24 protein-coding genes and 1 pseudogene are annotated in these 24,692 nt (G+C 41.8%); 10 read left to right on the top strand and 15 right to left on the bottom strand.

Features of this window, described 5'->3' with window-relative positions:
- Positions 1 to 556 precede the first annotated feature (556 nt).
- Positions 557 to 1,453, top strand: coding sequence for an HDOD domain-containing protein (locus IOQ59_RS11040; protein ID WP_193953348.1), 897 nt, complete (start codon positions 557 to 559; stop codon positions 1,451 to 1,453).
- Positions 1,454 to 1,501: 48 nt separating this feature from the next.
- Here the strand turns inward: IOQ59_RS11040 and IOQ59_RS11035 are convergent, their stop codons facing one another.
- From IOQ59_RS11035 to IOQ59_RS11020, 4 genes are all read right to left on the bottom strand, one after another.
- Positions 1,502 to 3,382, bottom strand: a complete 1,881-nt coding sequence (locus tag IOQ59_RS11035; protein WP_193953347.1) for a methyl-accepting chemotaxis protein — start codon at positions 3,380 to 3,382, stop codon at positions 1,502 to 1,504.
- A gap of 450 nt (positions 3,383 to 3,832) precedes the next feature.
- Positions 3,833 to 5,239 carry a tyrosine-type recombinase/integrase gene (locus tag IOQ59_RS11030; RefSeq protein ID WP_193953346.1) on the bottom strand — a complete coding sequence of 469 codons (1,407 nt, stop codon included), beginning with the start codon at positions 5,237 to 5,239 and terminating at the stop codon, positions 3,833 to 3,835.
- A 16-nt stretch (positions 5,240 to 5,255) separates the two neighbouring features.
- Positions 5,256 to 5,570: a hypothetical protein gene (locus tag IOQ59_RS11025; RefSeq protein WP_193953345.1), complete on the bottom strand. Its 315-nt coding sequence runs from the start codon at positions 5,568 to 5,570 to the stop codon at positions 5,256 to 5,258.
- On the bottom strand, positions 5,567 to 6,256 hold the full coding sequence (locus tag IOQ59_RS11020; RefSeq protein WP_193953344.1) for a division plane positioning ATPase MipZ: 690 nt from the start codon (positions 6,254 to 6,256) through the stop codon (positions 5,567 to 5,569). Before IOQ59_RS11020 ends, IOQ59_RS11025 begins: the two co-directional genes overlap by 4 nt.
- Before the next feature lie 136 nt (positions 6,257 to 6,392).
- Here IOQ59_RS11020 and IOQ59_RS21690 point away from each other — a divergent pair, with 136 nt between their 5' ends.
- The gene (locus IOQ59_RS21690) at positions 6,393 to 6,575 is read left to right on the top strand and encodes a DUF7695 domain-containing protein (RefSeq protein ID WP_443094387.1); all 183 of its coding nucleotides are present in this window, start codon (positions 6,393 to 6,395) and stop codon (positions 6,573 to 6,575) included.
- Here the strand turns inward: IOQ59_RS21690 and IOQ59_RS11015 are convergent.
- The gene (locus tag IOQ59_RS11015) at positions 6,555 to 7,433 is read right to left on the bottom strand and encodes a hypothetical protein (protein WP_193953343.1); all 879 of its coding nucleotides are present in this window, start codon (positions 7,431 to 7,433) and stop codon (positions 6,555 to 6,557) included. The two genes, IOQ59_RS21690 and IOQ59_RS11015, sit on opposite strands and share 21 nt — an antisense overlap.
- Positions 7,434 to 7,560: 127 nt before the next feature.
- Entirely contained in the window at positions 7,561 to 8,640 is a 1,080-nt protein-coding gene (locus tag IOQ59_RS11010; RefSeq protein ID WP_193953342.1) for a hypothetical protein, read from the bottom strand.
- 1,021 nt (positions 8,641 to 9,661) lie between these two features.
- Between IOQ59_RS11010 and IOQ59_RS11005 the strand changes: the two genes are divergently transcribed.
- Complete coding sequence (locus tag IOQ59_RS11005; protein WP_193953341.1) at positions 9,662 to 10,132, top strand: hypothetical protein; 471 nt, start codon at positions 9,662 to 9,664, stop codon at positions 10,130 to 10,132.
- The gene (locus IOQ59_RS21620) at positions 10,053 to 10,289 is read left to right on the top strand and encodes an MbcA/ParS/Xre antitoxin family protein (RefSeq protein WP_371871857.1); all 237 of its coding nucleotides are present in this window, start codon (positions 10,053 to 10,055) and stop codon (positions 10,287 to 10,289) included. Before IOQ59_RS11005 ends, IOQ59_RS21620 begins: the two co-directional genes overlap by 80 nt.
- Here the strand turns inward: IOQ59_RS21620 and IOQ59_RS10995 are convergent.
- Positions 10,270 to 10,515 carry a hypothetical protein gene (locus tag IOQ59_RS10995; RefSeq protein ID WP_193953339.1) on the bottom strand — a complete coding sequence of 82 codons (246 nt, stop codon included), beginning with the start codon at positions 10,513 to 10,515 and terminating at the stop codon, positions 10,270 to 10,272. The genes IOQ59_RS21620 and IOQ59_RS10995 overlap by 20 nt on opposite strands.
- A 125-nt stretch (positions 10,516 to 10,640) precedes the next feature.
- Between IOQ59_RS10995 and IOQ59_RS10990 the strand changes: the two genes are divergently transcribed.
- The 4 genes and pseudogenes from IOQ59_RS10990 to IOQ59_RS10975 all read left to right on the top strand — a co-directional run.
- Positions 10,641 to 11,231: a hypothetical protein gene (locus tag IOQ59_RS10990; protein WP_193953338.1), complete on the top strand. Its 591-nt coding sequence runs from the start codon at positions 10,641 to 10,643 to the stop codon at positions 11,229 to 11,231.
- Positions 11,218 to 11,451 (top strand): hypothetical protein, encoded by a 234-nt coding sequence (locus IOQ59_RS10985; protein ID WP_193953337.1) that lies wholly within the window; start codon positions 11,218 to 11,220, stop codon positions 11,449 to 11,451. The genes IOQ59_RS10990 and IOQ59_RS10985 overlap by 14 nt, the downstream gene beginning before the upstream one ends.
- Entirely contained in the window at positions 11,451 to 11,981 is a 531-nt protein-coding gene (locus IOQ59_RS10980; RefSeq protein ID WP_193953336.1) for a hypothetical protein, read from the top strand. The genes IOQ59_RS10985 and IOQ59_RS10980 overlap by 1 nt, the downstream gene beginning before the upstream one ends.
- Positions 11,982 to 12,075: 94 nt before the next feature.
- A pseudogene (locus IOQ59_RS10975) lies at positions 12,076 to 12,368 on the top strand (helix-turn-helix domain-containing protein); the annotation flags it as partial.
- Positions 12,369 to 12,477: 109 nt separating this feature from the next.
- On the opposite strand, the gene IOQ59_RS10970 reads toward IOQ59_RS10975, so the two are convergent.
- The 8 genes from IOQ59_RS10970 to IOQ59_RS10935 all read right to left on the bottom strand — a co-directional run bounded on the left by IOQ59_RS10970 (position 12,478) and on the right by IOQ59_RS10935 (position 20,445).
- Positions 12,478 to 12,876 carry a hypothetical protein gene (locus tag IOQ59_RS10970; protein ID WP_193953335.1) on the bottom strand — a complete coding sequence of 133 codons (399 nt, stop codon included), beginning with the start codon at positions 12,874 to 12,876 and terminating at the stop codon, positions 12,478 to 12,480.
- A 148-nt stretch (positions 12,877 to 13,024) separates the two neighbouring features.
- Positions 13,025 to 13,939, bottom strand: a complete 915-nt coding sequence (locus IOQ59_RS10965; protein WP_193953334.1) for an enolase-like domain-containing protein — start codon at positions 13,937 to 13,939, stop codon at positions 13,025 to 13,027.
- Between the two features lie 245 nt (positions 13,940 to 14,184).
- Positions 14,185 to 14,676 carry a hypothetical protein gene (locus IOQ59_RS10960; protein ID WP_193953333.1) on the bottom strand — a complete coding sequence of 164 codons (492 nt, stop codon included), beginning with the start codon at positions 14,674 to 14,676 and terminating at the stop codon, positions 14,185 to 14,187.
- A 130-nt stretch (positions 14,677 to 14,806) separates the two neighbouring features.
- Positions 14,807 to 15,130, bottom strand: coding sequence for a RuvC family protein (locus tag IOQ59_RS10955; RefSeq protein WP_193953332.1), 324 nt, complete (start codon positions 15,128 to 15,130; stop codon positions 14,807 to 14,809).
- 184 nt (positions 15,131 to 15,314) lie between these two features.
- Positions 15,315 to 15,590 carry a hypothetical protein gene (locus IOQ59_RS10950; RefSeq protein ID WP_193953331.1) on the bottom strand — a complete coding sequence of 92 codons (276 nt, stop codon included), beginning with the start codon at positions 15,588 to 15,590 and terminating at the stop codon, positions 15,315 to 15,317.
- 465 nt (positions 15,591 to 16,055) lie between these two features.
- Complete coding sequence (locus IOQ59_RS10945; RefSeq protein WP_193953330.1) at positions 16,056 to 16,970, bottom strand: phospholipase D-like domain-containing protein; 915 nt, start codon at positions 16,968 to 16,970, stop codon at positions 16,056 to 16,058.
- Positions 16,971 to 16,993: 23 nt separating this feature from the next.
- Positions 16,994 to 18,808: an ATP-binding protein gene (locus tag IOQ59_RS10940; protein ID WP_193953329.1), complete on the bottom strand. Its 1,815-nt coding sequence runs from the start codon at positions 18,806 to 18,808 to the stop codon at positions 16,994 to 16,996.
- Between the two features lie 2 nt (positions 18,809 to 18,810).
- A complete protein-coding gene (locus IOQ59_RS10935; protein WP_193953328.1) occupies positions 18,811 to 20,445 on the bottom strand; it encodes a DEAD/DEAH box helicase in 1,635 nt (544 codons plus the stop codon).
- A 569-nt stretch (positions 20,446 to 21,014) separates the two neighbouring features.
- On the opposite strand from IOQ59_RS10935, the gene IOQ59_RS10930 reads away from it, so the two are divergent.
- Positions 21,015 to 23,039: a DNA phosphorothioation-associated putative methyltransferase gene (locus IOQ59_RS10930; RefSeq protein ID WP_228050846.1), complete on the top strand. Its 2,025-nt coding sequence runs from the start codon at positions 21,015 to 21,017 to the stop codon at positions 23,037 to 23,039.
- Between the two features lie 60 nt (positions 23,040 to 23,099).
- Positions 23,100 to 24,206, top strand: coding sequence for a cysteine desulfurase family protein (locus tag IOQ59_RS10925; protein WP_193953327.1), 1,107 nt, complete (start codon positions 23,100 to 23,102; stop codon positions 24,204 to 24,206).
- Positions 24,207 to 24,692: the final 486 nt, after the last annotated feature.

Raw genomic sequence — 24,692 nt, 5'->3', positions numbered from 1 at the left:
CATCAGCAGACGTTTCTTAACGTCAGCAACAGGTGCAATAAATAAGGGAAGCCGTACCCAAATATCAGGGATGTCCGGAACAATACCAATCCAAAAATATGATTCCTATCGCCGCTCTGAATTTCCTAACGATCCAGAAAATTCACCTAACAAGAAGCAATAATCAGGAAAAACACCTAACCAGATTAATCATCGCTATTGTATTTTTATGCGTAGCAACGCATTCCCGCTTGCACCAAAGATACATAGGTAACACCGAAATAGTCACAGCCAAGAATAGGCCATAGCGCCAAAGGCCTATCTCAGAGCCATCCTAAATCGAAAGCAGAATTGAAAGCCCCGGCAAGACAATGGATAATTATCCCATCGTGATATTGATGGCGTCGCGCCCTTAAAGACGGGACTGAAACAAGCAGAAAATCGTTTACAACTGCATGTTAACCCCATGAAAATTAAAACATCATATATGTTTATTCCGTTTTAATTCGTGACATTAACCAGCTTTTTTATACACTTCACATATACCTTAACTGTTTCATGATCATGGACGCGCTGTATGACTCATGTCCCGGCTCTGCTAGAGATTGAAGAAGAAGTCAGACAGCTCCCCTTCCTTCCTATTGTGCTCACTGAGCTGATGGCGATGGACAAATCAGCGGATGACTATTTTGAGAAGATGGTCGCTCTTGCACGAAAAGACCCTTCACTGACGACCTTAATCCTTAAGATCGCCAACTCAGCCGCTTCTGCAGCCAGCAATCCAATCAATAGCCTGACCCTGGCGATGTCCCGCATCGGCACAGAAAGTATTGCCCAGTACATCACAACACTGGGCGTTACCCGTGTGTTTGTACCATCCCAGGACGAGCACAAACTCCTGTGGAAACACTCTATCGAAACAGCGATCTATGCCGAACATATTGCACTCAATATGAAGGAATTGGGCGTAAATCCAGAAATGGCTTACATCTGTGGCCTACTGCATGACATCGGTCGCTTTGTAATGTTTGATGTCGCTCCTGAAGCCCTCAAAGGTACCCCTAGCACAAGCTGGGCATCCCCCCAGGAACTGCCTCAGGTTGAACAACGCCGTATCGGTTATGATCATTCTCAGGTTGGCATGATCGCCTGCAAACACTGGCAGCTACCTAAAGTCATCTGCAACATGGTTCGCGCCCACCACAAATACAGCATCTACGCCAACGAAGAGCTTCCTAAGAGCTTCCGAAGCTTAATATTGGTGATTCAACTGGCGGATTTCATCAGCATCTATCTGACCAAAAACCCCGAATGGCTGGACCTGTCAGACGACGCGCTGGAAAAAAACCTCACACAGAGCTGTGTGCATAAAGCGTGGGGGGATATCGACCTGCCGATGAAACGGCTTTCGGAAGAGTTGTGCTTTCTTCAGGAGAAAGCACGTGCATGGACGGAAGCTATCGGCTGCACCTGAGTCAATCGCCATACTCAGACACAACCCTGCTTAAAGGCTGAATACCACTCAGACCTTAAATTTACTCAAGGCACTATCCTGCTGACTGGTCAGCTGAACCATCGAGTTACAATTACTCTCCTGCTCATGCGCCTGCTCAGATACAGAACCACTGATATCACGGATATTGGCCGTATTGCGGTTAATCTCCTCAGCGGTCGCACTCTGCTCTTCCGCTGCAGTCGCAATCTGCAGCGTCATCTGATTTATATCCAAAATGCTCTCACGGATACTGCTCAACACGCCATCGGCTTCGCTGGCCATTGCCTGCGTCTGGGTCGCACGATCGCGCCCTTTCATAATCACCACCTCGGCATTTTTCACACCTGCCTGCAGCTGCTGAATCATGTCTTTAATCTCTTCCGTTGACTGCTGCGTACGAGACGCCAACGCCCGAACTTCATCTGCCACTACTGCAAAACCACGCCCTAAATCACCCGCACGCGCCGCTTCAATCGCAGCATTAAGCGCCAACAGGTTAGTCTGATCTGCAATGTCGGTAATAGTGGTCAGAATAGACGCGATATTGTCGCTGTAGGATGACAGGTCGTTAATTGTCCCCACAACAGTGTCCATATCATTTGCCAGATCCGCGATGGAGTCTGTCGTACGCGATACGACTTCAACACCGGCATGCGTTGCCTCATCCACCTCTTGTGACGATGCAGCTGTACGCTGAGCATTAGACGCCACATCATGCGCCGTTGCGGACATCTCATGCATTGCGGTGGCCAGCTGATCCAGTTCAAACAATTGCTGCCGCAGCTGTCCGGAGGCCGTTTCAGCCGATGTCGCCGTCAGATCAGTATTGGCTCGCACATCCACCGAAATGCTCTTTACCTGTCCGACCAACTGCTGCAGAAAATCGACAAAACGGTTAAATTCTTCGGATACCTGCCCAAATTCATCTTTGGTTGTCACCTCCAGACGTTTAGTCAGATCACCCTCACCGCTGTTAATCTCTTGCAACGATGCCTGCAACGCCTGCAGCGGGTGCAATGTGCGCGACACGGCCAAATAGATTGCGATAGAGGTCAGCAATGCACTGATCAATGTACCGATCAAAGCCGCCCAGCCAAACGCATTCGCCTCTGCCATCACCTTCGCTTTATCCAGCACGACACCCAAATACCATTCACTGCCGTAAAGGCCGCTGAGCTTGTAGTAGGAGGTGAACACGGTCTGCCCACTCACCTGAGCTTCCTGCAAATCTTCTGAAAATTTCGGTACACCCGCAGTGAACAGTTCACCTTGCCCTTTTCCGTTCAGCTCGCCGTTCGGGTGGCTAATGATGTTGCCATCTGCACTCACCAGAAATGCATAACCGGTACCATGAAAGTTCAGTGTATTCACTGCATCAGACACAGCCTTGAGACTCAAGTCCCCACCAAAGGCACCTTTGAATTGCCCTTTATCGTAGAGATTGGCAACCGCAGAGATCAGAATCTCTTTCGTGGCAGCATCAGGGTACGGATCGGTCAGTACTGCACGCTTGTGACTACGCGCATAGGGATACCAGGGACGCTTACGTGCATCCCAGCCCTGTGGATTCCAGGAAGGATCATTAGTGATGCGTTCACCGTCTGTATCCAGACCACCAAAGATCAAAATAAACTCGCGCTTCAGCAACGGTGTGTTAAACGTTGACTGAATACCAATCTCACTGAAATCATCATCAATGGTTTCCGCCATCATATCGATCAGTGCTAACTTACCGTTCAGCCAGTTCGTTATCTGCTGACCCAAAGCTTGTGTTGCTTCAGCCGTACCTGTTGCCGTCTTCTCATACAGCGCATCACGCACACTGTAGTACTGCACCCATGAAAAAATCGAAAATGCCAGAACGACAATGATCGACGCAAACAACGCGATTTTGTGTGAGACTTTCATCTGGGAACCCTTCTTGAGCCACGTTTTATCTCTCTGATCTTGTTGTCGGCCAACATCTGACTATCTCTAATGGATATTTCATCAAGCTGACATCTTATTATGCGACCAAAGACGTACTACCGAAGCCTAACCAAGTGAGAGGCACAGTTCAATATAGGAAACCACGTGCTCTGATAGGAAATTTTTCAAAAACAGAAGGGAAATCAAATTTGATTCATTCAAAAAGCACTATTCAGTAATGAATCAGAAGATGGGGGGTATTAATGGTCGGGATGAGAGGATTTGAACCTCCGACCCCTTTGCTCTGTAGGCCGCGTATTTAAAGGAATTCTTGGAAAAACAGAGAAGGCGTGGGGTACGCATGGGATAAATGCAGATTTAGCACTTATTTGTACATCTTACCACACCAAATGCCTATATGGTAGCTTTTATACCATAAAAAATTGAGATTCATTCAAGTTCAGCAAGCTCTTCCTTCAGTTTGCTCATAGCCTTGTTCTTGCTTGCGATCATCTGCTTGTTGAACTTATTGCTCTGCACTGTGTAGTGTCGATGAACCATCGTTGTGCCATTGTGCCCCATCTCATCAGCTACTTCCTCTTCCATGCCTCCTGCCGACATTCGCATAGAACCATACGTGTGCCGAACGTATTTGAATGGCAGATCTACGCCAGAAAGCTTCTTTATTCTATTCCAAGCCTTTCGAAGCGATCCTTCATTCCAAGCACGGGGTATTGGCCCACCTTTGGCAAAGTTTTGAAACACCAAACGCAGCTCTTCTGGAACTCTACCGTTCTGTTCTGGCCGCTTTACCATGAATGTTTTTGGCTCTGCTTCACTAGTGTGTTGATACGCTCTATCTAGTGCGTCACGAGCATCATCAAGCAGTTCAATTGATCGATAAGAGGTTTTGGTTTTTGGATGATGAAATTCATCTTCTCTTGTGTACGCCCTTGTTACAGTCACCGAATTTGCTTCCAAATTGATGTCTTCCCAAGCCAATGCAAGCAGTTCTTCTTTTCGAAGTCCTGTCCAGCATCCGAACTTAAATGCTTCCGCAAGGCATGGCTTATTGTCATCTATGCAAGCTTGATAGATGGCTTCTTGCTCTTCGAAGTCGAAAAACATTTGCTCTTCAAGCTTGTTTTTTGTGGGTACGCGAAGAGTTTTTATGTTTTCCGATGGATCTTTCTCTACTATTTGATGCTGCAGAGCGTATTTGAATACCTGCCGAATGGCATCCAATATGTTATTCACATATTTTTCAGAGTATCCGAACTTACCAGTCTCTCTTGGAGCATAGTCATACAAATATGTCTGCAGCTTGCGAAGCACATCGAAAGTGATATCACCAATTCGCATATCACCGAGCCCTTGCTGATACAGTAACGTGTGCTTATGATTCTTCGGCATATCACGCATCGCTGACAGCTTGTTCATGTGTTGTGATGTTATGAGAGCTTTTCTGCGAGACTCTACTGTGCCGCCAGAGATATCTCCCCTGCGCACGAGCGGTTCCTGGTCATCGAGGTATCTCTGAGCCAGTTGTTTAAAGTTTACTGTTGCTCTGCTTCCACCCCTATTTTTTGCAAGTTCAGACTCTGGAAGATGGGTTGCGTAGATTTCATCTGTCAGCGTTCCGCGCTTTGACATTCGATCAAGCAATCTTTGAATATCGCTTGCTTCATCAAGCAGATCCTGAAATTGCTTTACTGAATGGACATTTTCAATCGAACAAAATCTTGGCTTCTCTTGTTTGCTACGATAATTAAAGTAGATTCGAATAGATAAGCCACGAACTTCAACCCCTGGTTCAGCAAAACCTTCAAAACCATTAAAAACAACAGACTTCGCCATTCAGCAGCCTCTCCCTTTACTCCAGGCCTTTAAACTTCGACGCATTAATCATCACTTGTCTTCCTTCTTTCTCTACAGCTTCAATACCACGCTTAAGAAGATAGTTAACAATGACCTGTAAATTACCTTCCGCTTTGCCACTTGTACGTATCCATTCATCAATTGTGTTGTGAAGATAGTACGTCTGGCTCTTTGAGTAGTTCTCTTTGCGTCCAGAAATTTGGCCACCAACCATCAATAGAAGCTCCACCTCTTCCGCAGGTGTCTTACCAGCTTTATTTACAAAATCATTCTTTTCAGGAGATGCAGCACCTTCGAATTCATCACTCATGTCATTACCTTGTAGTTACGGCCAGTCAAGCACTTATATAGAAGCTGCATCTCAGCACTGCATCGCTTACTACCGTTTCGAACATCTTCGAACTCGATAACAGATTGACCCTTACCAAATGCTTGTCTGTAAGCGATCAGATCAGTCAGAGTTTGATCGAAGCTCTTGAGGTTTTTACAGTGCTTATCGATAAAGCCGAGAGCAGACTTTCTGCTAGTGACATTGTGATTGTAATGACAGCGATTTACAAGACAGTACGTATCTAGCTCTGTATTGAACTGTATCGCGCTCTCAACAAGATTATCTAGATGCACAAGAGTTTCTATATCACTGAAAGATGGTTGTATTGGTGAAAGCAGTACATCGATAGCATCACAAGCCAGGGCAGCGCGAAGATGCTTCGAGTCTTGACCGCCAACATCAACCACCAACACGTCATAATTAATTCGACATTGCTGAAGGGTGTCCTCGAACTTTGCAATATCAAAAACATCATGACGCTCAAGAATGCAGTCAAAATCCTTTTCACTTCTACGACTCCAGAACTTGTAACTGGTTGCCTGGATATCGCAATCAACAAGTACGACATCCATCCCCTGACTAGAGATCATCGTTGCCAGATTACAAGCAACCAGTGACTTTCCCGTGCCGCCTTTTTGACCACCGATCAATATACCTCTAGCCATATCTCTATATCTCCATATATGTAATGACATATTATGACCTGAATTATAGGACTGGTAGGATAAATGTCAATATCTGTCATTACATTTATTTACAAAATTGTATGTTTTGCGTTCAAAACACTGTTAAAATGTAGAGATGGAAATAAAGCGAAACAGAGCCAAGTGCCGTAAGTGCGGCGAGATCATCGAAAGCAAGCATGAGCACGAGTTTGTAACATGCCACTGTGGATCGATATCTGTCGATGGTGGCCAAACACATCTATCACGCACTGGCCAGGTAAAAAATGTGATCGAGCTATCAGAAGTGGTTCGTAGTTAGTGCCAAGTGACCGTACTTCTCTTTGAAGCCGTCAAAGGTAAATGATCGATCAAGACTGTATGCAATCTTCATCGAAGCCAGAAACGTATCTCTTTGAAACTCTTCCATGTGCGAATCCAGCAACTTTATAGTCAGTTTTTCCAGAAACAGTGTCGTCTTGTGACCAACAGAATTTGGATACTTGTGGATATTTTTACGACCTCTCTTTTTCAGAAGATGATCCAGAGCTTTTTGTATCGCTTCATCGCTTGCTCGATATTGATGTCGCAAATATAAGAGAGAAGAGATGTCTGCTGCTACTTCTCGAATGTACTCTGAGTACTTCAGAAGAAAGATCCCTTCCCTTTTAGAGATCTTTTTTGATCGAACTTCTTGAGTTATTTCAGTATTACGAAGATAACGAACACCTGGCAATGCCGACTGATACTGATCACGTTTCAGGAAGCTAGAAAGCTGATGACAGTGACCTGCTTCATGAGCGACAACCAGCAAACCTTCCAAATGCGCCCTTCTATATATAGAAGCATAAAAATCTTCACCAATACGGATCAAACACGCAGCAGTACTTTTGTCCTTTCTAGTGTATGTAACCAGGGTTTGTATGTAGTCCCTGTTGAACGACTCTGACAATGGTTCGCCATCAAACGTGTACTTGAATCTCTTCTCAAATACTGACTTCACAAAAGCTGGATCGACATCGAGCTTGTTGATATCTTCTTTGTATTGAGCTGTGCGAATGATGTGTATTGGTAAACCTGGCTTACTGTAGAACGAAAGAATCTGATCGACGGGACTGGAGATTTCTGCAGTACATGCAGACAAAGAAAGAAGTGTGGCAGCAATAAACTGTAATCTCATATCTATCCATGTAATGACAATTATAATCTATTTTAGTGCTGATCGAATTATTGTCAATACATGTAATGGTATTTATGGGTTTTGATAGACCCTATAAAAGATAAGCCCTAGAGGTCCAGGGCTTCTATTACATCCTTGCAGTCATCCCTGCTGCAGGTGCTCCACTTGGCATTGTTCGCTGTCTGCGTCTTTGCTTGCCATAGCTTCGCTTTCTTCCAGTATCAACTTCTACTTGAGCAAGTGTTTCTTTTGAGGGCACTGGAACACCAGTTTTTACACCGCTCTTAATGTTGCCATAACTACTTGCTGACGAAGTAGACAGATGACCCATTGCGGCAGCAATAAGCTTGTCTTTATTGCGATAGCCATTGTAAGACTTCTTCAGATTACTACCCATCGTGTAGCGCAAACTATATAAGCAGAATTTCCTGGAACGCTGTGGCCAGATCTTGCTGACATTTCTAGTGATTCGCTTTCTGCAAGCTTCAACATCTTTGTCTTCCATTCCATCTGCAATCAGAATCGATGTTGTAAGTTCAATCATCTCTGTGCGACTTAACTTCAGAGTCAGTGTGCGATCAATACCTCGCTGCTTCCAGTGGCCGCTTTCGCCCTTTTTAGTCTTCTTTGATCCGCCAATAAAGACTGTTATCTCTCCGCTGCCTTGTGCATCAAGAACTTCAATACGATTCATTTCAGTTGGCCTAGCTCCAAGATATCTTCCAATATTGAGCAATGCACAAGATTCTGAATCTTCTGACTCTCTTCTATTTGCCATGATCATATTGAAGTCGATATCAGTAACCGTTTTCTGTCGAAGAGATTTACCAGTCTGACGAAAGCGCTGCGATTCTGGAGTCGGGTTCTTCCAAGCATTTTTACCAACCATAGAGGCTGCAAAATCATCACTCCCAACACTCTTCGCCAACACAGCTGCAGATCTACGAAGCTTTCTCCAAGAGTTTGAAGTTCTGCTTTTTGATTCTTTGGTCAGCATTTGCTTGATCATATCGATAGCTTGTTCACTATCAAAGATTGATCGCAAAACATCTTCTGTATTTTCCCCATCAAGAAGCCTTGCAAACTTCTTATTAGAGAAAATGAATTTGTAAGCATCTCTGATATATCCAGAGTACGTGTCTTTGTGGAGATGCCACTCTACAGTAGTAGCTTCTATAAACTCTTCATGACTCATTAAGTCTTTCATTTGTATCACACTCTTATTGTTTTTATTTTTTAGTGATAATACTAACTATACATAATAGTAAATATATTATCTATAATTAATACACATTTTTAATATTTTAGTATTTGAATATAAAGCCAGGATTTGGGCCTTGTGCCAGGCTTTGGTTCTGTTTTTTTGTGTTTTTAGGGGTGCGGACTTGCGTTGAAGAGCTGCGTCCTAACGCCTCCTTTGCATACCTGGGCCCCCTTCCTGCTTCACTTCGTTCTCGCAGAAAGCCCAGGCATTCAAAGAATGCTAGTAGAGGCTTTGCACTCGCCTGCACAACTCCCATGCCTTATAATTGCTCGTTCCTCACAATTACAAGTCACTACGTTGCTTGTCGAGCTTATTCGCTACCACCCATACCTAGATACTCGCAGGCTCGCATCTGGTCTGGGAGGCAACGAACCGCCCCTCCATACTCGGACACTACGTTTATCCCAGTATGGGTAGAGCTTTTGGTCTTCGACAGCTTCGCAATGCGTTCCAACATCACTTTATAGCAGAGATAGTATCTATACCATAAATTGACTTTTCACTTTCAAGACAGTTCATGTGTTCTTGACGACACTTTTAATGTCGCTAGAAGCACTTTTACTGCCATAAAGAGCACTTTTGCTGTGTTTCATCTCGCAATCAGTGATTGCGAAATATGCTGATGCGCTCACTTCTCTTGTCGCTTCTCGTGCACACATATCATTACATGTCTTGTCATATATTTTCATCTTCGCTATAATAGTAATTGTTAATCAGGACCAATATTTGGTTTTGATTGAGCGTTTTATTAGCAGGAGCATACAAACAATGAAAACAGGGTAAGAGAACATGAAACAATTCAACGAAGCAGATCTAACTAAAATGATTACTGCACTAGATGCAGATAAACAGCACTGCCTTGAACTAAAATCGTACTTTAAAAGCAGGCAACGCTACGTGTACTCTCAAAAGATTCAGGATGACGCAGGCCTGTTCGAAGCAGAGATTGATAAGATTTCTGACTGTGATCAGAAATCTTCTTGCAAAGATCACTAAACTGTTTTCTGGTATTGAGTTTGATATTTATTACACACAACAGCAGATCGAAGACAAGATTGTTTTGCATTCAAATAAGCTTTCTCTGATCGAAATGACTGTAAAGAGCTACAAAGAGCAGTTGCGTGAGATCAAGATGAATACTGCAGAGAAGAAAGTCGGTGATGTTCGTGTGGATTTTGATAAGACTATAGATCGCCTGCTGGATAATGGTATTGAAGAACATCGTGCAGTTGCTATGACTGCGAGTAAGCTTCTGAAAGATGGCATGAATGCCGCAGTCGTTGATGAGATTGTTTCAGAGACTAATACCCGAATCGATTTTAATGATTTAGTTCGACTAGAAGGAGCTGTAGAACATGAACATAAAAGAGCAGATGAGAAGAACTGTGAACGCAATGACGATCAGAGAAGCTTTGGAGTATTATGTTCGTCTTAATTGCCTGTTCTCAATTCTAGAAAATAAATATGGAAGCATGGAAGAAGCCAAAGGATGGCTTAATGAATCTAATCAAGTTTTTGGTTACGAAAAACCAGTCATTGTAGCAACTACTCCAGAGGGTATTGAGAGAGTTATCAACTACCTTCGCGTCTAATAACCTTTCTTTTTAATGTGTAGCGATAAAATGTAGCAGCGCCTGTAGCGATGTGCTTATCAACAGAGATAAGCTCCCAGCCGACTTGCCCCATTTTATTTAACTGTCCCTTAATCTCTCTTGAGTCATGAAATTTATTGTACTCAAGAATTTCGTATGCGAATTGATCTGCTAGTGCAACGACTGGCATTAACGATAACAGCAAAAGGATTTTTAATGTTTTCATATTTCGAAGTCTTTCTTACCCTGTTTAAAACAACTGGTTGAGCAATACCAAGTCTCAATCCAAAAACACACAGTAGCATATTTTGTGATTTTTTCACGAAATCAGACTTTCTATGGAGAGAATTTATGACACCACTTCAACTTGAAGGACGTTTGCAGCGCATTGTTATTATTCCGATTTTGATATTTTGTGGCTCGATCTGGCTGTACTCCGAGTTTCCAATTTTCGCTAAACTTTCACATATGTTCGAAGCAAAACCCTCTGAAGAAATCATAATAGACGTGGCCAGCCTTCGTGTGAATGATTACTACAGAATAATAGACAAAGACTGGAAAATTGACAAACCGTTACCAAAATCTGGCATGCGAAAACGAGGCTTTGATCTGAGAAACAAGGGATTTAAGTTAATTAAGTTCAAAAGTAAATTTATCCCTCAAGGTGAGATTTTCATAAAATACAATAAGAAATCTAGCTACGACCCAAGCTCTCGTTTAACGTTTACACGAGCATATCTTTACTATCCAACAGTAACTAAACCGTATGTTCGCGGTGAGATCGCAAAAATCATGGTTAATGAATGGGGTCTTGATCTTGAAATCCCACATCTCCTTCATATGATGTTTATGTATCTCCATTTTATAGGTTTTGTCGTAATCGGAATTCTTTGCATACTTATTTTCTTTATTGGTGTGAGTCTACTATATGGAAGGAAGTGATAAATGGGCGCTTCTTATTTGTCAAAAACATCAAAACAGAAAGATTGTATTAAAAAAGGAACTTCAGAAGTTTTTAGATATTCATAAGCTACATAATGAATCTCTTCTTTTCTTTCAAAACAGAGTTACAACGATTAATCCAAAGGGCTATCTTGCACAAGATGTAAAAGATTTCTTTGAGCAAAATGGTTTTCAATGTAATATTTACGGATTGAAGTAATGGATATCGACAAAATCATTGCAGAAGCGCACCTGAAAAATTCCGACTGGAATCTGGAGAACTATCAAGAAGGCAGCTCTGTTTTTCATCAGATCTACTGCTACGTGTTCGACTTCGACAAACAAAAGCTCGAACTCATCTCTCTGAACGAAGAGCGTTTCTATCAAGTAATTCAGCAGTCCACTTACTCTGCAGATGAAATGTCTCACATGCTTCTCAAGCGACTTGAGCAATATTTTAATGGCAAGCGCACACAAACTGTCATGAGTTCACTTGCAATGCATATGAGCGCATATATTGGCGGCACACAAACTTGGCAGCAAGTTCGAAAAAAGGTATACAATGGCAGCGAGATCAAGCCTCATATCTTTGTAACCGCATACAAGAGTAAGCGAAACATTCACAAGCGGCTTCTGCGTCCTTTCGTAATCATGAACAAGCAACGAGCTCTGTCATCAAGCGATGCAGTGAAATGCATTGGTCACGTTATTCAACGGGATTCGCAAAAACACCCAGAGTGGCTTCGATAAAAACAAAAAAGGCCCGCAATTGCGGGCCTTTTTCTTTCTTCTGTCCCGTCCTGAATAACGTTGACACTTTTCGAGCATGAAATCGGAAGGTATTATGAAATCAAGATCTAAGCGCACTCAACGCGACGATTCTCGCGCTTTTAAATTGTCGGTTGTCGACCAGGTCGAAGCGGGAGAGATAACATATAAGCAAGCTCAAAACCGTTATGGCATCCAAGGCCGCTCGACTGTTCTGGTTTGGCTCCGCAAGTATGGTCGGCTAGATTGGTCTAAAGGAACCTCTACGGACCTTGCCAATACCATGTCAGATAAACCTTTGAGCTAACCCCAGAACAACGGATCAAAGAACTTGAGCAGAAGCTTGCTGAAGTGCAGCAGAAAGCAAAAGAACCGTAAAACAGATCTCGATATACACATTCACCTCTTATTATTCTTATTGGCTTTCACCAAAAAAACCCAGTATAAAATTATTATAATTTAGTTTATACAAACAATACTAATTGATTTGAGTTAGAAAAACACGCTCATAAATCTTGTTCTCGTAATAGTAAGCTTTGAGTGCAATCTTGAGTAACCAGCACAGCATGCGATCCAGCTCTTCCATCATCATCTTGTCGTACAAGCTTGATTCTGCAGCTACTGAATCAATGACTTCCAAGCTATAAAGTGGATGCTGATCGATAAAGTCACGAGTACCTGGATTAACTACAGCGAGATAGTGAGCTCCAACCCAAATACCTTCAAAATCTTTCCTCTCAAGTTTTTCCAGCTTTTCTACATCAGAATTAACAGCTTCTTTTACGTCATCTTCGTATGTTTTACCTATATCCAGGCCGATACTGCATAGTGCTATCGCAAGAGCCAGCTCGTCTGTTAAATCTTTTTTACTAATCATGTTGTTACCCTATTTTTTGTGGCAGATACTTTATGTTTTGTCCATATTCTTACATTAAAATATACAGAACCATATTGAGATACTTTTTTATCATTTTACTATTTTATTTTGACAATAAAAAAGGCCTCACTCAGCGACCTTCTTGAAATCAAAAACCATCAATATGAACAGTTGCGTTCAGCTCGTTTCGAATGCGATTTAGTTCATCTTTGATAATTTTCTGCTTTCGCAGTACCTGAATCATTCGAGCGTGCTCGCACGCTGGAAGATTTGGATCATACTCTGCAATGCCTCTTAATTCATTTTCTAGATCATCGTATTCATTCAGGCCTTCTTTCATATCTTCTAGATGCTTGAAACGAAGCTCTTCTGTTTTAACTGTGTTTTCAATACTTTCGAGAAGTTGTTTTGCTCGATTAATTTCATCAAAGCAAAGCTCGTAATCTTCTTTTGTGTACGCTTTGATACGCATACGTGCATCGTGAGCAGCATCACGCAGTTTCTTCAGCTTACGCTTCTGAAGGCCGATTTCGTCAAGTCTCCCCTCTTCTTCAAGTATTCGTGCTTCAAGAGTAAATGCCTCAATTTTGGCACGACGAACACGTTCAGCTTTTGTGATCTTTGGACGACCCATGCCGCCTTTTACATTACGAACTTCTTCCATCTCTTCAGCTTCTTTTACTTTCTTCTTCGCAGCTTTCAGTTTGCGATCAAGAATTGTAAAAATGTCAGAACGTGGCTTTCCCGTTGTTGAAAGACCCAGCTCGTTGACCGTTGGGTCTTCTACTGCTTCGAGATTACAGTGTGCTTCGCCAGCTTCATCTTCCCTTTTTCGAAGTTCAGCTATCAGCTTGTTAAACTTGACCTGCTCTTTCTGTAACTTCTGCTGTGCATTCATAGGCACACGGCCACGTCGTTTAGGCAAGTCAATTGGTCCAGATTCTGTTTCTAGATCTGCTAGTGTCTTCATGCTCTGCAGCTTTAGTTCAGCACGCTTTACTTTCCGACGAAACTTCTCAAGTGGATCTAGAGCTGGACGACCTGCACCTCTTTTGCCAGCCATGCGCCTCTCCGATGTATTCTTATGTATCGATATATAATGACAACCGTAGCAACCTAACCACAATATGTCAAACAATTTTATAAAATACCATACTTTTTAATCAATATAGTATATCTGTTTTTGCTATCAAATAGACTTTATGCATGACCAACTGTCTTAACTTCTACTTCTAACGTCAGTTAAAATGGGAGGATTACCGCACAAAAAATTCTGGCAAAACACTAGGCTCTTTTTGAGAGCCTTAATTACGCTTCAATCAATGTAATAAGTTCTTCTTTACTTGCTTTTGATAGATCAAATTTATCTACTCTGTTGTAATTTACAGAAGTTAAATAGTACAAACCCCTACTAACAAAACCAGCATCTTTCATTTTATCAACAACTGCTTCGATCTTTCTCTGTATATCATGAAATTCAGATTTATTTACAGAGTTTTTTGTTCTAATCAGCTTAAGCATGCGTTTCTTCATATCTTCAACTTCACTAAAAGCAATAAACTTCTCAATTCTATTTTTAATATTATCTTTCAGTAATTCTTCTTTTTCTTTCTGTTCAGAATGTTCTGTCATGACTTTTTCTAGTTCTTCTTCTTTTGAAACCAGAATCTCAATAATAGCTTGATATTTTTCTTGCTGCTCTTTGTAAATGGCAACTTCTTCTTGCGCCTTACTGATCTTTCTTTCGTATTCAGCAATCTCTGCAAGCTTTTTTTCAAGCAATCTTTCAAATGCATTCATTATTCTTGTCTCTCTTATTATTGAGTATAAACGCATATTATTATATTTTTATTTATTATTCAAGAATACTTTTTAAGTATTTTAGTATTTATTGTCAATAATAACATCCCTGGAAAAACAAGGCTTTTCTTTACGCTACTTCATGCATCTGTGTATCCAGCTGATCTTTGTTTGTTTCCAAATGAACCTGCATAACCTTCGGTACTCTGTAAATTGACACGCTCCAAAACAACCTGGATAAGCGATACATCATCTCATCCCCAAACTCACCAAACCACTTTGAAAACAAAGCAGCGAGCTGCAGAGCGCACACCTTGATTTTCTTCTTACCACTTATTAGAGCTACCTTTTTTATTGGCATATCATCGAGATCAAGAATCTCGCCCGTAGATGCTTTCATAAATGAAATAGCCCCCTTGAGCCCTGGGTCAATGCCGACTATTAAATCCATCATAAATATAAATTTTTATTATTTTTATATTGCAAATATTATTTATTAAAGAGCAAAGAAAAAGCCTCTTGATATCTAGTACTAGCATCTCTGATCAACGAGTTAAAATCTTCTTTATCGAACTCATTCATCGAAGTGACGCGCTTTTTAGTATGCATGTACAGTCCAACAAGCACAGCAGCTAACACTAAAAAAGATCAACATACAAAATACCTTCTACTAAATTTTTACTAGGTTTCGGACCTAGCCCAAAGCCCGTTACCAAGCGCTCTACAATCTCTTTTGACTCCAAGCCTTCTGTCTCTACAGTTACAGATCCAGTCTCTCCTGGCTGCAAAGGATTGCTATCTATGATCATGTAGATAACGTTTGAGTCACCAATTTCTTGAATATCAACCTGCACTTCGAAACCGAGTGCTACTGCTGTCATCTCTACCACTTTCTTGATCTGATCTAGAGTCACATGTAAGTCCTTTAAAGACCATCCCTGGCACGATTCAACTAATTGCGAGAAAAACAAAGTTAGCCACTTCAAAATATACATATACTATATTTTATATTAGCAATACTAATTATGCATTTTTTAATAGGTCTGCGTATTCTTCAGAGCACAAAAAGTCTTTTAAGTCATAGTTTTTGTTGTTTGTGAAGTGTTGGTTGTAACCTCTTGATATATGGGTTTTTATTTGTTTATGAGTATGTTGAATAGAATTGTGTTAAACCTTTAGCCAGCTACGTATTGCTCAAAAACGCATCACCTTATTTTGATCGGCATTTGAGTTGTTGCGTGAACAGCTTGAGGGCCTCCCCCTCGCCTCTTACTTTAAGCCCTGAGCGCGGGTTGACGTGACGGCATGAGAGCGTTTGTCGGCCATAGAGCAGTCGCGTAACAAAAGTTTATGCGGGCGGCGCAGTCAGGTAAATATCATTAGAGAAGTGTCACAACCTGGCTTTTTCGGCCTGGAACATGAACCAGCACCTCTTCACTGGCATATAGTTCGATATACTTATATAAATTCGCTACCAGTTCTTTAACCTCTTGGCGATACGGAGCTGGGTCATCAGCTAAATCTCTATGAAGTAGGCTAGATACTTTTCCAAATCCCAAGCCTCTGTCTTTCTCTATTTCATGCAGGTGAGAGACGAGCCATGTGTATGCTTTCGAACTTCTAAACAGATTCTTTGCAACGTATGAGTTTGATCGATTGTATTCAATCGCGGCGAATTCTAAGGCGGGGTTTGCTAGGTAGACCTCATTGGCTTGACCAGGCTCGCATAAAGGGAAATCAGAAACAAAGATGCTTTGGGGCTTAGGTAAGATATCTTTAGGCCAATCTGTTAGAGGTTTTTTCTGATTTTCAGAGGATGACTTGTCAAGATATAACTCCATCTGATCCAATGTATTAAGAGTAATGATGGATGCAATATCAACTATTCTTGATATGAAATGTTTGGTGTCTCCTGTTGGTTCGACTCTAGCACATGACTCCAGATTGCTTGCTTCTACTAAGGAAAGTCCCCTCCCTGTCATGTTGGCGCTACCTGTAAAAATAATTTCGGAATCTATTTGGTAAATCTTCGCATGTAGGTTAGGTAGAGCCTTGACTGTATGTCCTTGCCTTAAGCATTGTCTTAAAGACTCGAAATCGCTGGCACCATTAGCAAAATCCATTGGGCTAAATCTACCAACAATGCATACTTTGGTGCCGTTTTCGCAAACAATGCTATTCAGCCATTTTACTGCAGGCATAGATACAAATGCAGAGATGACATTCAATGAGGAGCAGCCTGGGATGTATTTATCCAGCTCACGCTTTAACTGCTCGTTAGAAATTAACCCCATGACCGCTCCTCTTAACCCAGTATTTAAAAATCGTCGAAACAGTCGTCAGAAGGATCGTCTAAGAATTCACTAATAACAATACCCCACTCTCGACGTATTGTATTTAGGTACTTTAATCGCTTTTCGTCGGTGGTTTCGTTCATTACACGTGCAAAGCCTGCAATCGCGGTTTGAAGCACTTCTAATTCCTCGTCGCCAAGCTTGCTAACTAGTTTCTTGTAGAATGCGTGGTTAGTATTTAACAGAACTAGAGTCAATCCTTTGCTGGTTGAGACATCAAAAAACGCTTCAGAATCTCTCGCAACATCCTCTATTAGGAAGCGGTTACCTGTTAGTATTAGTCGCTCTGCCTTAACTTCCGCCTCTTTCTGGGTCATCCCTCCAGCATTTTTGAGATGATCAACCACGTCAGCCTTTTTCAGAGGAGTAGTGATAGTCCCTGTTTTGTGACCATGTTTTTCCCTTTGGACAGAACCCTGTGTGGCTTTGTCAGCAGCGCCTTCTGCAGCTCCTTCGGACTTGGCCCCTTGCTTGGTAGCCTTTCCCGCCACATCGATTGTTTCTAGAGACTTGGTTAAAGCTGAAATTTGTTTTTTTACTACTGCCACAACTTTTAAAACTTGAAGTAGTGAATCACTATTATCTTCTAAATCTCTCAAGTATTCCTGTTCTGAATCAAAGCCTGCTTGAGAACTAATTGATCTCATGTCATAAGGGATCAGCTTTACAGCGTCTTGCTTATTGTTGGTTACACCAAATACAGAATCTAATAATGGAGGAAATGAGACTTCAATACCTATAAAGCGACCTTTACTTTCTCGGAGAGTAGAAGTCAGGAACGAATCACGCAATACTAGCTCTCGATTTGCTCGTACAATAGAGACACCCACATTCTTGCTGCAATGCTTGCCCCACTCTGTGCTACCAAGTTTGCCTACGGTATCCTTTAAAATATTCTTCGTAATATTTTTTTTAACCATTGAGGTGGTTATAGTTACGTCGCATCGCTTTGGATTGCCCTTGTCATCCAAATACTCAACAGATACAACCTCCTCGTCCATTAGCTCAAAAAACGCTTCTTTTTTGTAATGCCCAGGTAGCTCTGGTAATGAAGTGTTCTTTTTGAGATACATTGGATCATTTGCCTTAAACAATTCACGCTCCCAAACTGCTAGGCGATCTTCGCTTTCTTTTCTATAAACAATACTTTCAATCTTTATATTGTCGTTGCAAATGAAGTTCCTATACATACGCCCTACAAGGTGCTCGCAGTGACGATATATCGACTTTCCTGTCTTCCAGCTTAATCGATCTAGTTTAGACCAAACAACAAGAGTTCCTGACGGCGGCCTTTTGGTGAAAAACGCTTTTTCATACTCAGGAGGGATTTGTCGCTTAACGGGCTCAGGAACCTCTTCCAAGTCTCCCGATTTCATCTCATCGACATCAAGGTACGTATAGTTTGGGGTATCGCTATTCTGCCAGCTCCAAACCTCGACCCTCTTGCACTGGGATATTGATGAGTTTGGTAATCCCATTCCAAATTTACCCATGCCTTCTCTGTCATTGCGGTGGGTGCCTCCGCCGAACTGCATTGCTAAGCGCAGGGTCTCGGCATCCATTCCAATCCCGTTATCCCAAAGAGATATCTCAGATACTGAATAATTCTTTCTAACGCCAGTGGTTAATAGTCCTTCAATAAATCCTACTTCGACCCTGTTTGCACCTGCTTGTAGGCTGTTATCAATTAGTTCTGCAAGCGCATAAGCTGTATTGTTATAGCCGTTGTCTCTTAGTGACTCAATTACAGTAGAGGCACTTAAAAATCTGTTGCTCATTGTTAGTCCTTTTCTGATACAGACCACATATTGTTCCAATATTCAAATGCTATATTTATGCTTTGGAACTCTGGAATTTCATCCATGACTGTATATATGTTGCACTCCCTGTTTCCCCCGCTCTTTATCCCTCTCATAGCTCTTCCTGCCATTTGGAGATATTGAACCAAGGAGTTCATGGGCTTGGCGATAATGGTTACATTGGTTTTAGGGGCATCAAATCCTGCTGTAAGAACATTGAAATTAACTAGGACTTGTATTTCACATTTTTTATATTGTTCGATCTTCGCCCTTCTGCTTTCGGGTGAATCATTTTTGCTATCTATAGATGCGGCTTTTATTCCTTCGCAAGCAAGAGCTATCGCAAGGTTTATGCTATGTTGAACGGTGCACGCAAAGATGATTATTTGAGAACCTCTCTCGCACTCATCGAGAGTTTTGTTTATGATTCTTTTGTTTCGTTCCTTATTACCTGCTAGAGCGGTCACTGTTTCTGCTCCGCCTGAGTCTCTTAACTCATAGGCGGATATTCCAGACCCATCATAATTCAATGACTTGAAATTGGCTTTTGCTAAATACCCATTTTCAACCAGATAATCTATAGGGGATATATAGCCAGGCATCTCCATTGATACTTTGTTTTTATAAAAGAAATCTGAAAGCTGCCTATCCTCTTCGGAAAATATTGGTTCGTCTGAATATACACGACCAGGTGTGGCTGTTAGGCCCAATAGCTTTGCAGAAAAGTCCTCCCTATCAACAAAGTCATTAATTACTTCCTTGAACTTAGGCGCAATAGCTTTATGAGCTTCATCGAAAACCACTAAAGTTACTGAGCGGCAGAGCTCTCTGTATAATAATTTTAATTTATTCGAGTCGTTCTTTTTTATGCTTAGTAGCTTGTGAAGTCCGCCGACAACGAAGCCTGAATCAATGCCGCTTAAGCTTTCATCTGAAGTTGAATATATGCCGTATATTGTTGATGATCTATTGCCTAGGCAACTCCAAGCTTTTTTAAATTCAGAAAACGCTTGGGTGCAAAGTTCCTCCCTATCAGCCAACCACAACACAACATTATTCTCAGACTCTCTAAGGTGTTCGGATACAATATTCATTGCTGTTCTTGTTTTTCCCGCACCAGTAGGGAGGTGAATCAGGATTCTTTCTTTATTTTGAAGAGAAGCAAGAACGTTTTTAGATATAGCTTGCTGGTAAGGATATAGTGGATAGGCAGGTTCAATACTGGATATGCTCTCGACCGAAGTGTTTAGGCTTGTTTCGCTTTTATATATAGATTCAAGCTCTATTTTTTTTGAAAATTCCTGAATATTTTCATCAGCCCAGCTGATGGCTGCCTGATAATGAATTGGCTTTACTTCATTTTCGACTAATTTGAATTCTGGAAAAATATCAATGAAGATTGAGGTCTTTAGACGGTCAATTAGTAAATTTCTTAATTTTCCGTTAAACACAAAGTCGACTTTCTTTGTGTTCGCTACAATCTCAGCTAATTGTTCCTTGTTGAAGGCGCCTTCGTCATCAGTGTCAGATACACATAAAGCAAACTCAACAGCTTCCTTAGGAAGGAAGCTTAGAAGCTCATCCTCAGAAAAGTTCGACAATATTTCTTTAAGCATATTTTGGTCCGTCCGTGCACCTTTGCAACACGCTATTTAGAATAGCTCCCTTATGTTCTAGTCCCTGAGTCGTAGCTGACCTTTTGTCCCAGAATCTACCACTTTTGCTTGTTAAAGCACAACTAGCTAACAACTTTTGCGATAGCCGCTAGGCGCCTATTCTGGGTACGCAAAAATCAAGTGAGTGCGACACTGCTTCTTGTTGAGGTGTTCAGCTAGGTCGCAGACCATCTTCGTATCGTCTTTAATACGATGCGGATTGCCTATATAGCATAACTGCATGAAATTAAAAAGATTTCTCTGTGTTTGTGGTTCACATCACATGCTCCTTCCATATTGTTGTGTTCAAATGGGTCATGCCTCAGCTGAGAGTGTGCGTGTTCTTCGCAATACGACAACATGGTGCTTGGTTTCTGAATTAATTTGCACCTATGGTTATATAAGCTCGTGCCTATACTAGCTTGTGAGTAGCACATTGCTGCGCGATCATGATTGTTACTGACCGTGTCTTCAGGTAGCTCTGGGCGTGGTCGTTGTATTTCGTTTAATATCCAAAAGTAGGACCACATATGGCTATGGATAGAGAGGCATACTTGCATCTTGTTTCGGAAATTCGTTATTCGAAAAGGCTTCCTGATGCAAAGTACTTACATAAAGAAAGCTTGCGGTCGCAGTCCCCTGCACTTTTTGGCTTCCTTGCTATAGTCGCTCAGGCCATCAAGGTTAGCGATGATGACTGGAATATCGCCAAGCTGCATGCAAGAGACTTCAAAGTTTCGTATTTAAGTTACCCAGCATTCTACTCAGAGTCATACCCCTCACTTGAGCAAAGCATTGCGGTCGATTTGGGTCTGCTGACTACCAAAGTAACATCGTATTCTGATTCGAAGAATCCACCCATTCTTCATCGTAAAGAACTGTTTATCGAACCTACGAATGATTGCTACGACGAGTTTTGCTCAATTACACGTGAAGGTGAAGCAGCAGGGCTGTACGAAACCCCTTTCAAGATTGGATTCAAAGATTCGTGGGAGCGACTGATTAAGCAAAAAGGATATAGCCTGGTCAACGGTCGATTGGTTCAAGTGGATGTAGCTTCCGATGAGCTTAGCGAAGATAAAATCGACCGCCATCTCACAGCAATTACTCGATATGAGCTATCTTCGCCGTTCAAGTGCTTAGCTAAACACGGATACCTAAACGGCAATCATTCAGTCTTTGATTACGGGTGTGGTAAAGGTGACGATTTAAGAGAGCTTGAAGCCCATGGTTTAAATGTGGGTGGTTGGGATCCTAACTTTAGACCTGATACCGAGCAACTAGAGTCTGATATTGTAAACTTGGGATTTGTTATCAATGTAATCGAAAATATAGATGAGCGCATTGAGGCTATCCAAAGAGCGTTCGCTTTGTCAAAAAGGCTTCTTGTCATATCAGCCATGATAGCTGGTGAAGCGACGATCTCTAAATTTGCTCCTTATAAGGACGGTATACTTACCTCTCGCAACACATTCCAGAGATACTATTCGCAGTCTGAGCTTCAAGACTTCATTGAGCGCACATTAGAAGATGATGCTATAGCAGTGGCTCCAGGCATTTTTTACGTTTTTAAAGACAAGCTACAAGAGCAAGAGTTTCTTTCAAATCGTCATAAGCGTAGGCAGCTTTGGAAGCAGCTTACTGGGGATAGTGATCGGAAAAATGTAAGTGCAGAGATGCTTTTCGTTACGCATAAAAGCCTCTTAGATAAGTTTTGGATGAAGTGCTTAGAACTTGGGCGATTGCCTGCTAATGATGAGTTCGTATGCTCTAGTGAGCTGCGAGAAGCACTCGGTTCGCATCAGAAAGCGTTCAGAATTCTTGGGCAATGTGTAGACACATCTGACTTCGCGCGGGCTCAGCAGATGAGAAAAGAGGATTTGCTTGTATACTTTGCGCTTGCGCTATTTGGAAAGAGAAAGACTTACAGTGACATGCCCGAAGCAATGAAGCGAGATATAAGGGTGTTCTTTGATAAATACAAAAGTGTGATAGACGAAGCGAAAAAACTTCTTTTTTCATTAGGCGACGTTTCCTTAATTAACGGGTTGTGTAATAAGGCACATGAAGAACTCCCTGCCAGTCACCTTAACCCTGGACACTCGTTAATTGTTCACGAAAAGTTCGTGGGCTTACTGCCTTCAGCTCTTAGAATTTATGTTGGGTGTGCGGCACAGTTGTTTGGTGACCTAGAAGATATCGATCTGGTGAAAATACATATCACTTCTGGCAAAGTATCGTTTATGAATTACGAGGGATTTGACTCTTCTCCTCTCCCCTTGCTGAAAGAGAGGATTAAGGTAAAGCTTAGACAGCAAGATGTAGACTTCTTTGAGTACACTGGTTGCTTCACCTCTCCTTCTCTATATTGGAAAAGCATCTATATCGATCCTTCATTTCCTGACTATAAGAAACAAGTTTCTTTTGATCATAAGCTAACGGCGTTCTCATTCGTGGATTCAGATAGAGAATATGGGCCGCATAGAGAGGAGCTAGATCGGTTGTTGGCATCAGAGGGCAAAATCATTAAAGGCTACCGCTTTTACACTGCGTAGGTTCTTCTTACGCCTGTAGCCAGGTATCATCTCCTAACACTTGCGCCTAGAGCTCCCAATATGATTTACCTTGACTATGCTGCTTCCACACCTCTCCCGAAGGCTATTCTGGAGACTATGATTCCTTGGTTTTGCGAAGACTTTGGAAATCCTTCATCATCACACTATCAAGGGCGAAAAGCAGCGAAAGCTGTTGAGCGCGCAAGGGAGATAATCGCCGATAAAATTGGTGCCTACCCTAGTGAGATAGTCTTTACAAGTGGTGCCACTGAATCCAATAATCTCGCGCTAAAAGGCATTGCGCTTGCTCGAAGGGATAAGGGACGACACATTATCACCTCCTCCATAGAGCACAAGTGCATACTCTCAATTTGTAACTATCTTGAAAATGAAGGATTTGAGATTACATACGTTGAGCCGAATAAGTACGGTGAAATAACTTCTGCCTCTATTTCTAAAGTGATTCGAGATGACACTATCATAGTTTCAATAAGCCATGTAAATAACGAATTAGGTACAACACAACCGATTCGTGAAATCGGTGCTTTGTGCTTTGATAAGGGTGTTTTGTTTCATACCGACGCAGCACAATCGTTTTGCAAATTGGACATAAATGTTGATGATATGTATATCGACCTTATGTCAGTTTCGGCCCACAAATGCTACGGACCAAAAGGGATCGGAGCCCTATATATTAGAGACCTAAGAGAAACAAAAGTTGACCCTGTGATTCATGGGGCAGGCCAAGAGCTAGGATTAAGGGGGGGGACGCTTGCCAGCCCATTAATCATTGGTATGGGTGAGGCAGTATCACAAAGTGGGTTGTATATTGATCAAGTGGCAATTGGTGAAGTTAGATCTGCCTTTCTCAATGAACTTGGCAAATATTGTAGCTATACAATCAATGGCGGGGTTTCGGTAATTCCAAACATTCTAAATATAACAATTCAAAAATTGGACATTCAGTCTCTTATGAGAGATGAAGAGTTAGCTATTTCTCAAGGCTCAGCCTGTTCTTCGATGGCTATTGATATATCCCACGTTCTTCGTGCAATAGGGTTAAGCTTCGAGCAGGGAGAAAAAACATTGAGAATTAGCCTTGGGTATGGGTATACGCCACAGAAAGCTAAGGCTGCAGCAGCAACTCTGGCTAAGCATATTTCTTAGTGCTCCTTATCCTCTTTCAGTCCTAGGGCTCGTGGTCGCAAGCCTGATGATAGAGCCAGGTTTACAATTGAGGATTCTGTGAGGTTAGGTAGCAGCTGGTAAGCGAAAAGGCTACGAGCTGATGTTTCAGGAAGAAATATCTCAGGATCTATGCACTCCAAATGTGTGCTCATCTATTAAAAAGTAATCTTGATTATCGATGCAAGTGCAAAGTGAGTGTTGCGAGAACCTGTAGGGGTGCCCAATCGAAATATGGTACACCCCGCCTCTTGCAATTCATTATTTATGATTCCTTAAGGAATTAATTGAAATATATTGAGCGGTTCTTTTAGGGGCAAGCTTATTTAACGACAAGTACTCTTGAAATGATATTGAAGGTCCAACTACTTAACCTGATACCCGCAGCTCCAGACCCTGTAAATAATTCTGTGTAACTGCCAGGGTTAAATGTAATCCGCCAAGCGGTCTTCAAATTCGATCATAAAT

The organism is Pontibacterium sinense, from assembly GCF_015209595.1.
GTDB lineage: Bacteria > Pseudomonadota > Gammaproteobacteria > Pseudomonadales > Balneatricaceae > Pontibacterium > Pontibacterium sinense.
The sequence above is the reverse complement of the archived record's forward strand: the minus strand, read 5'-3'. Positions and strand labels throughout refer to the sequence as shown.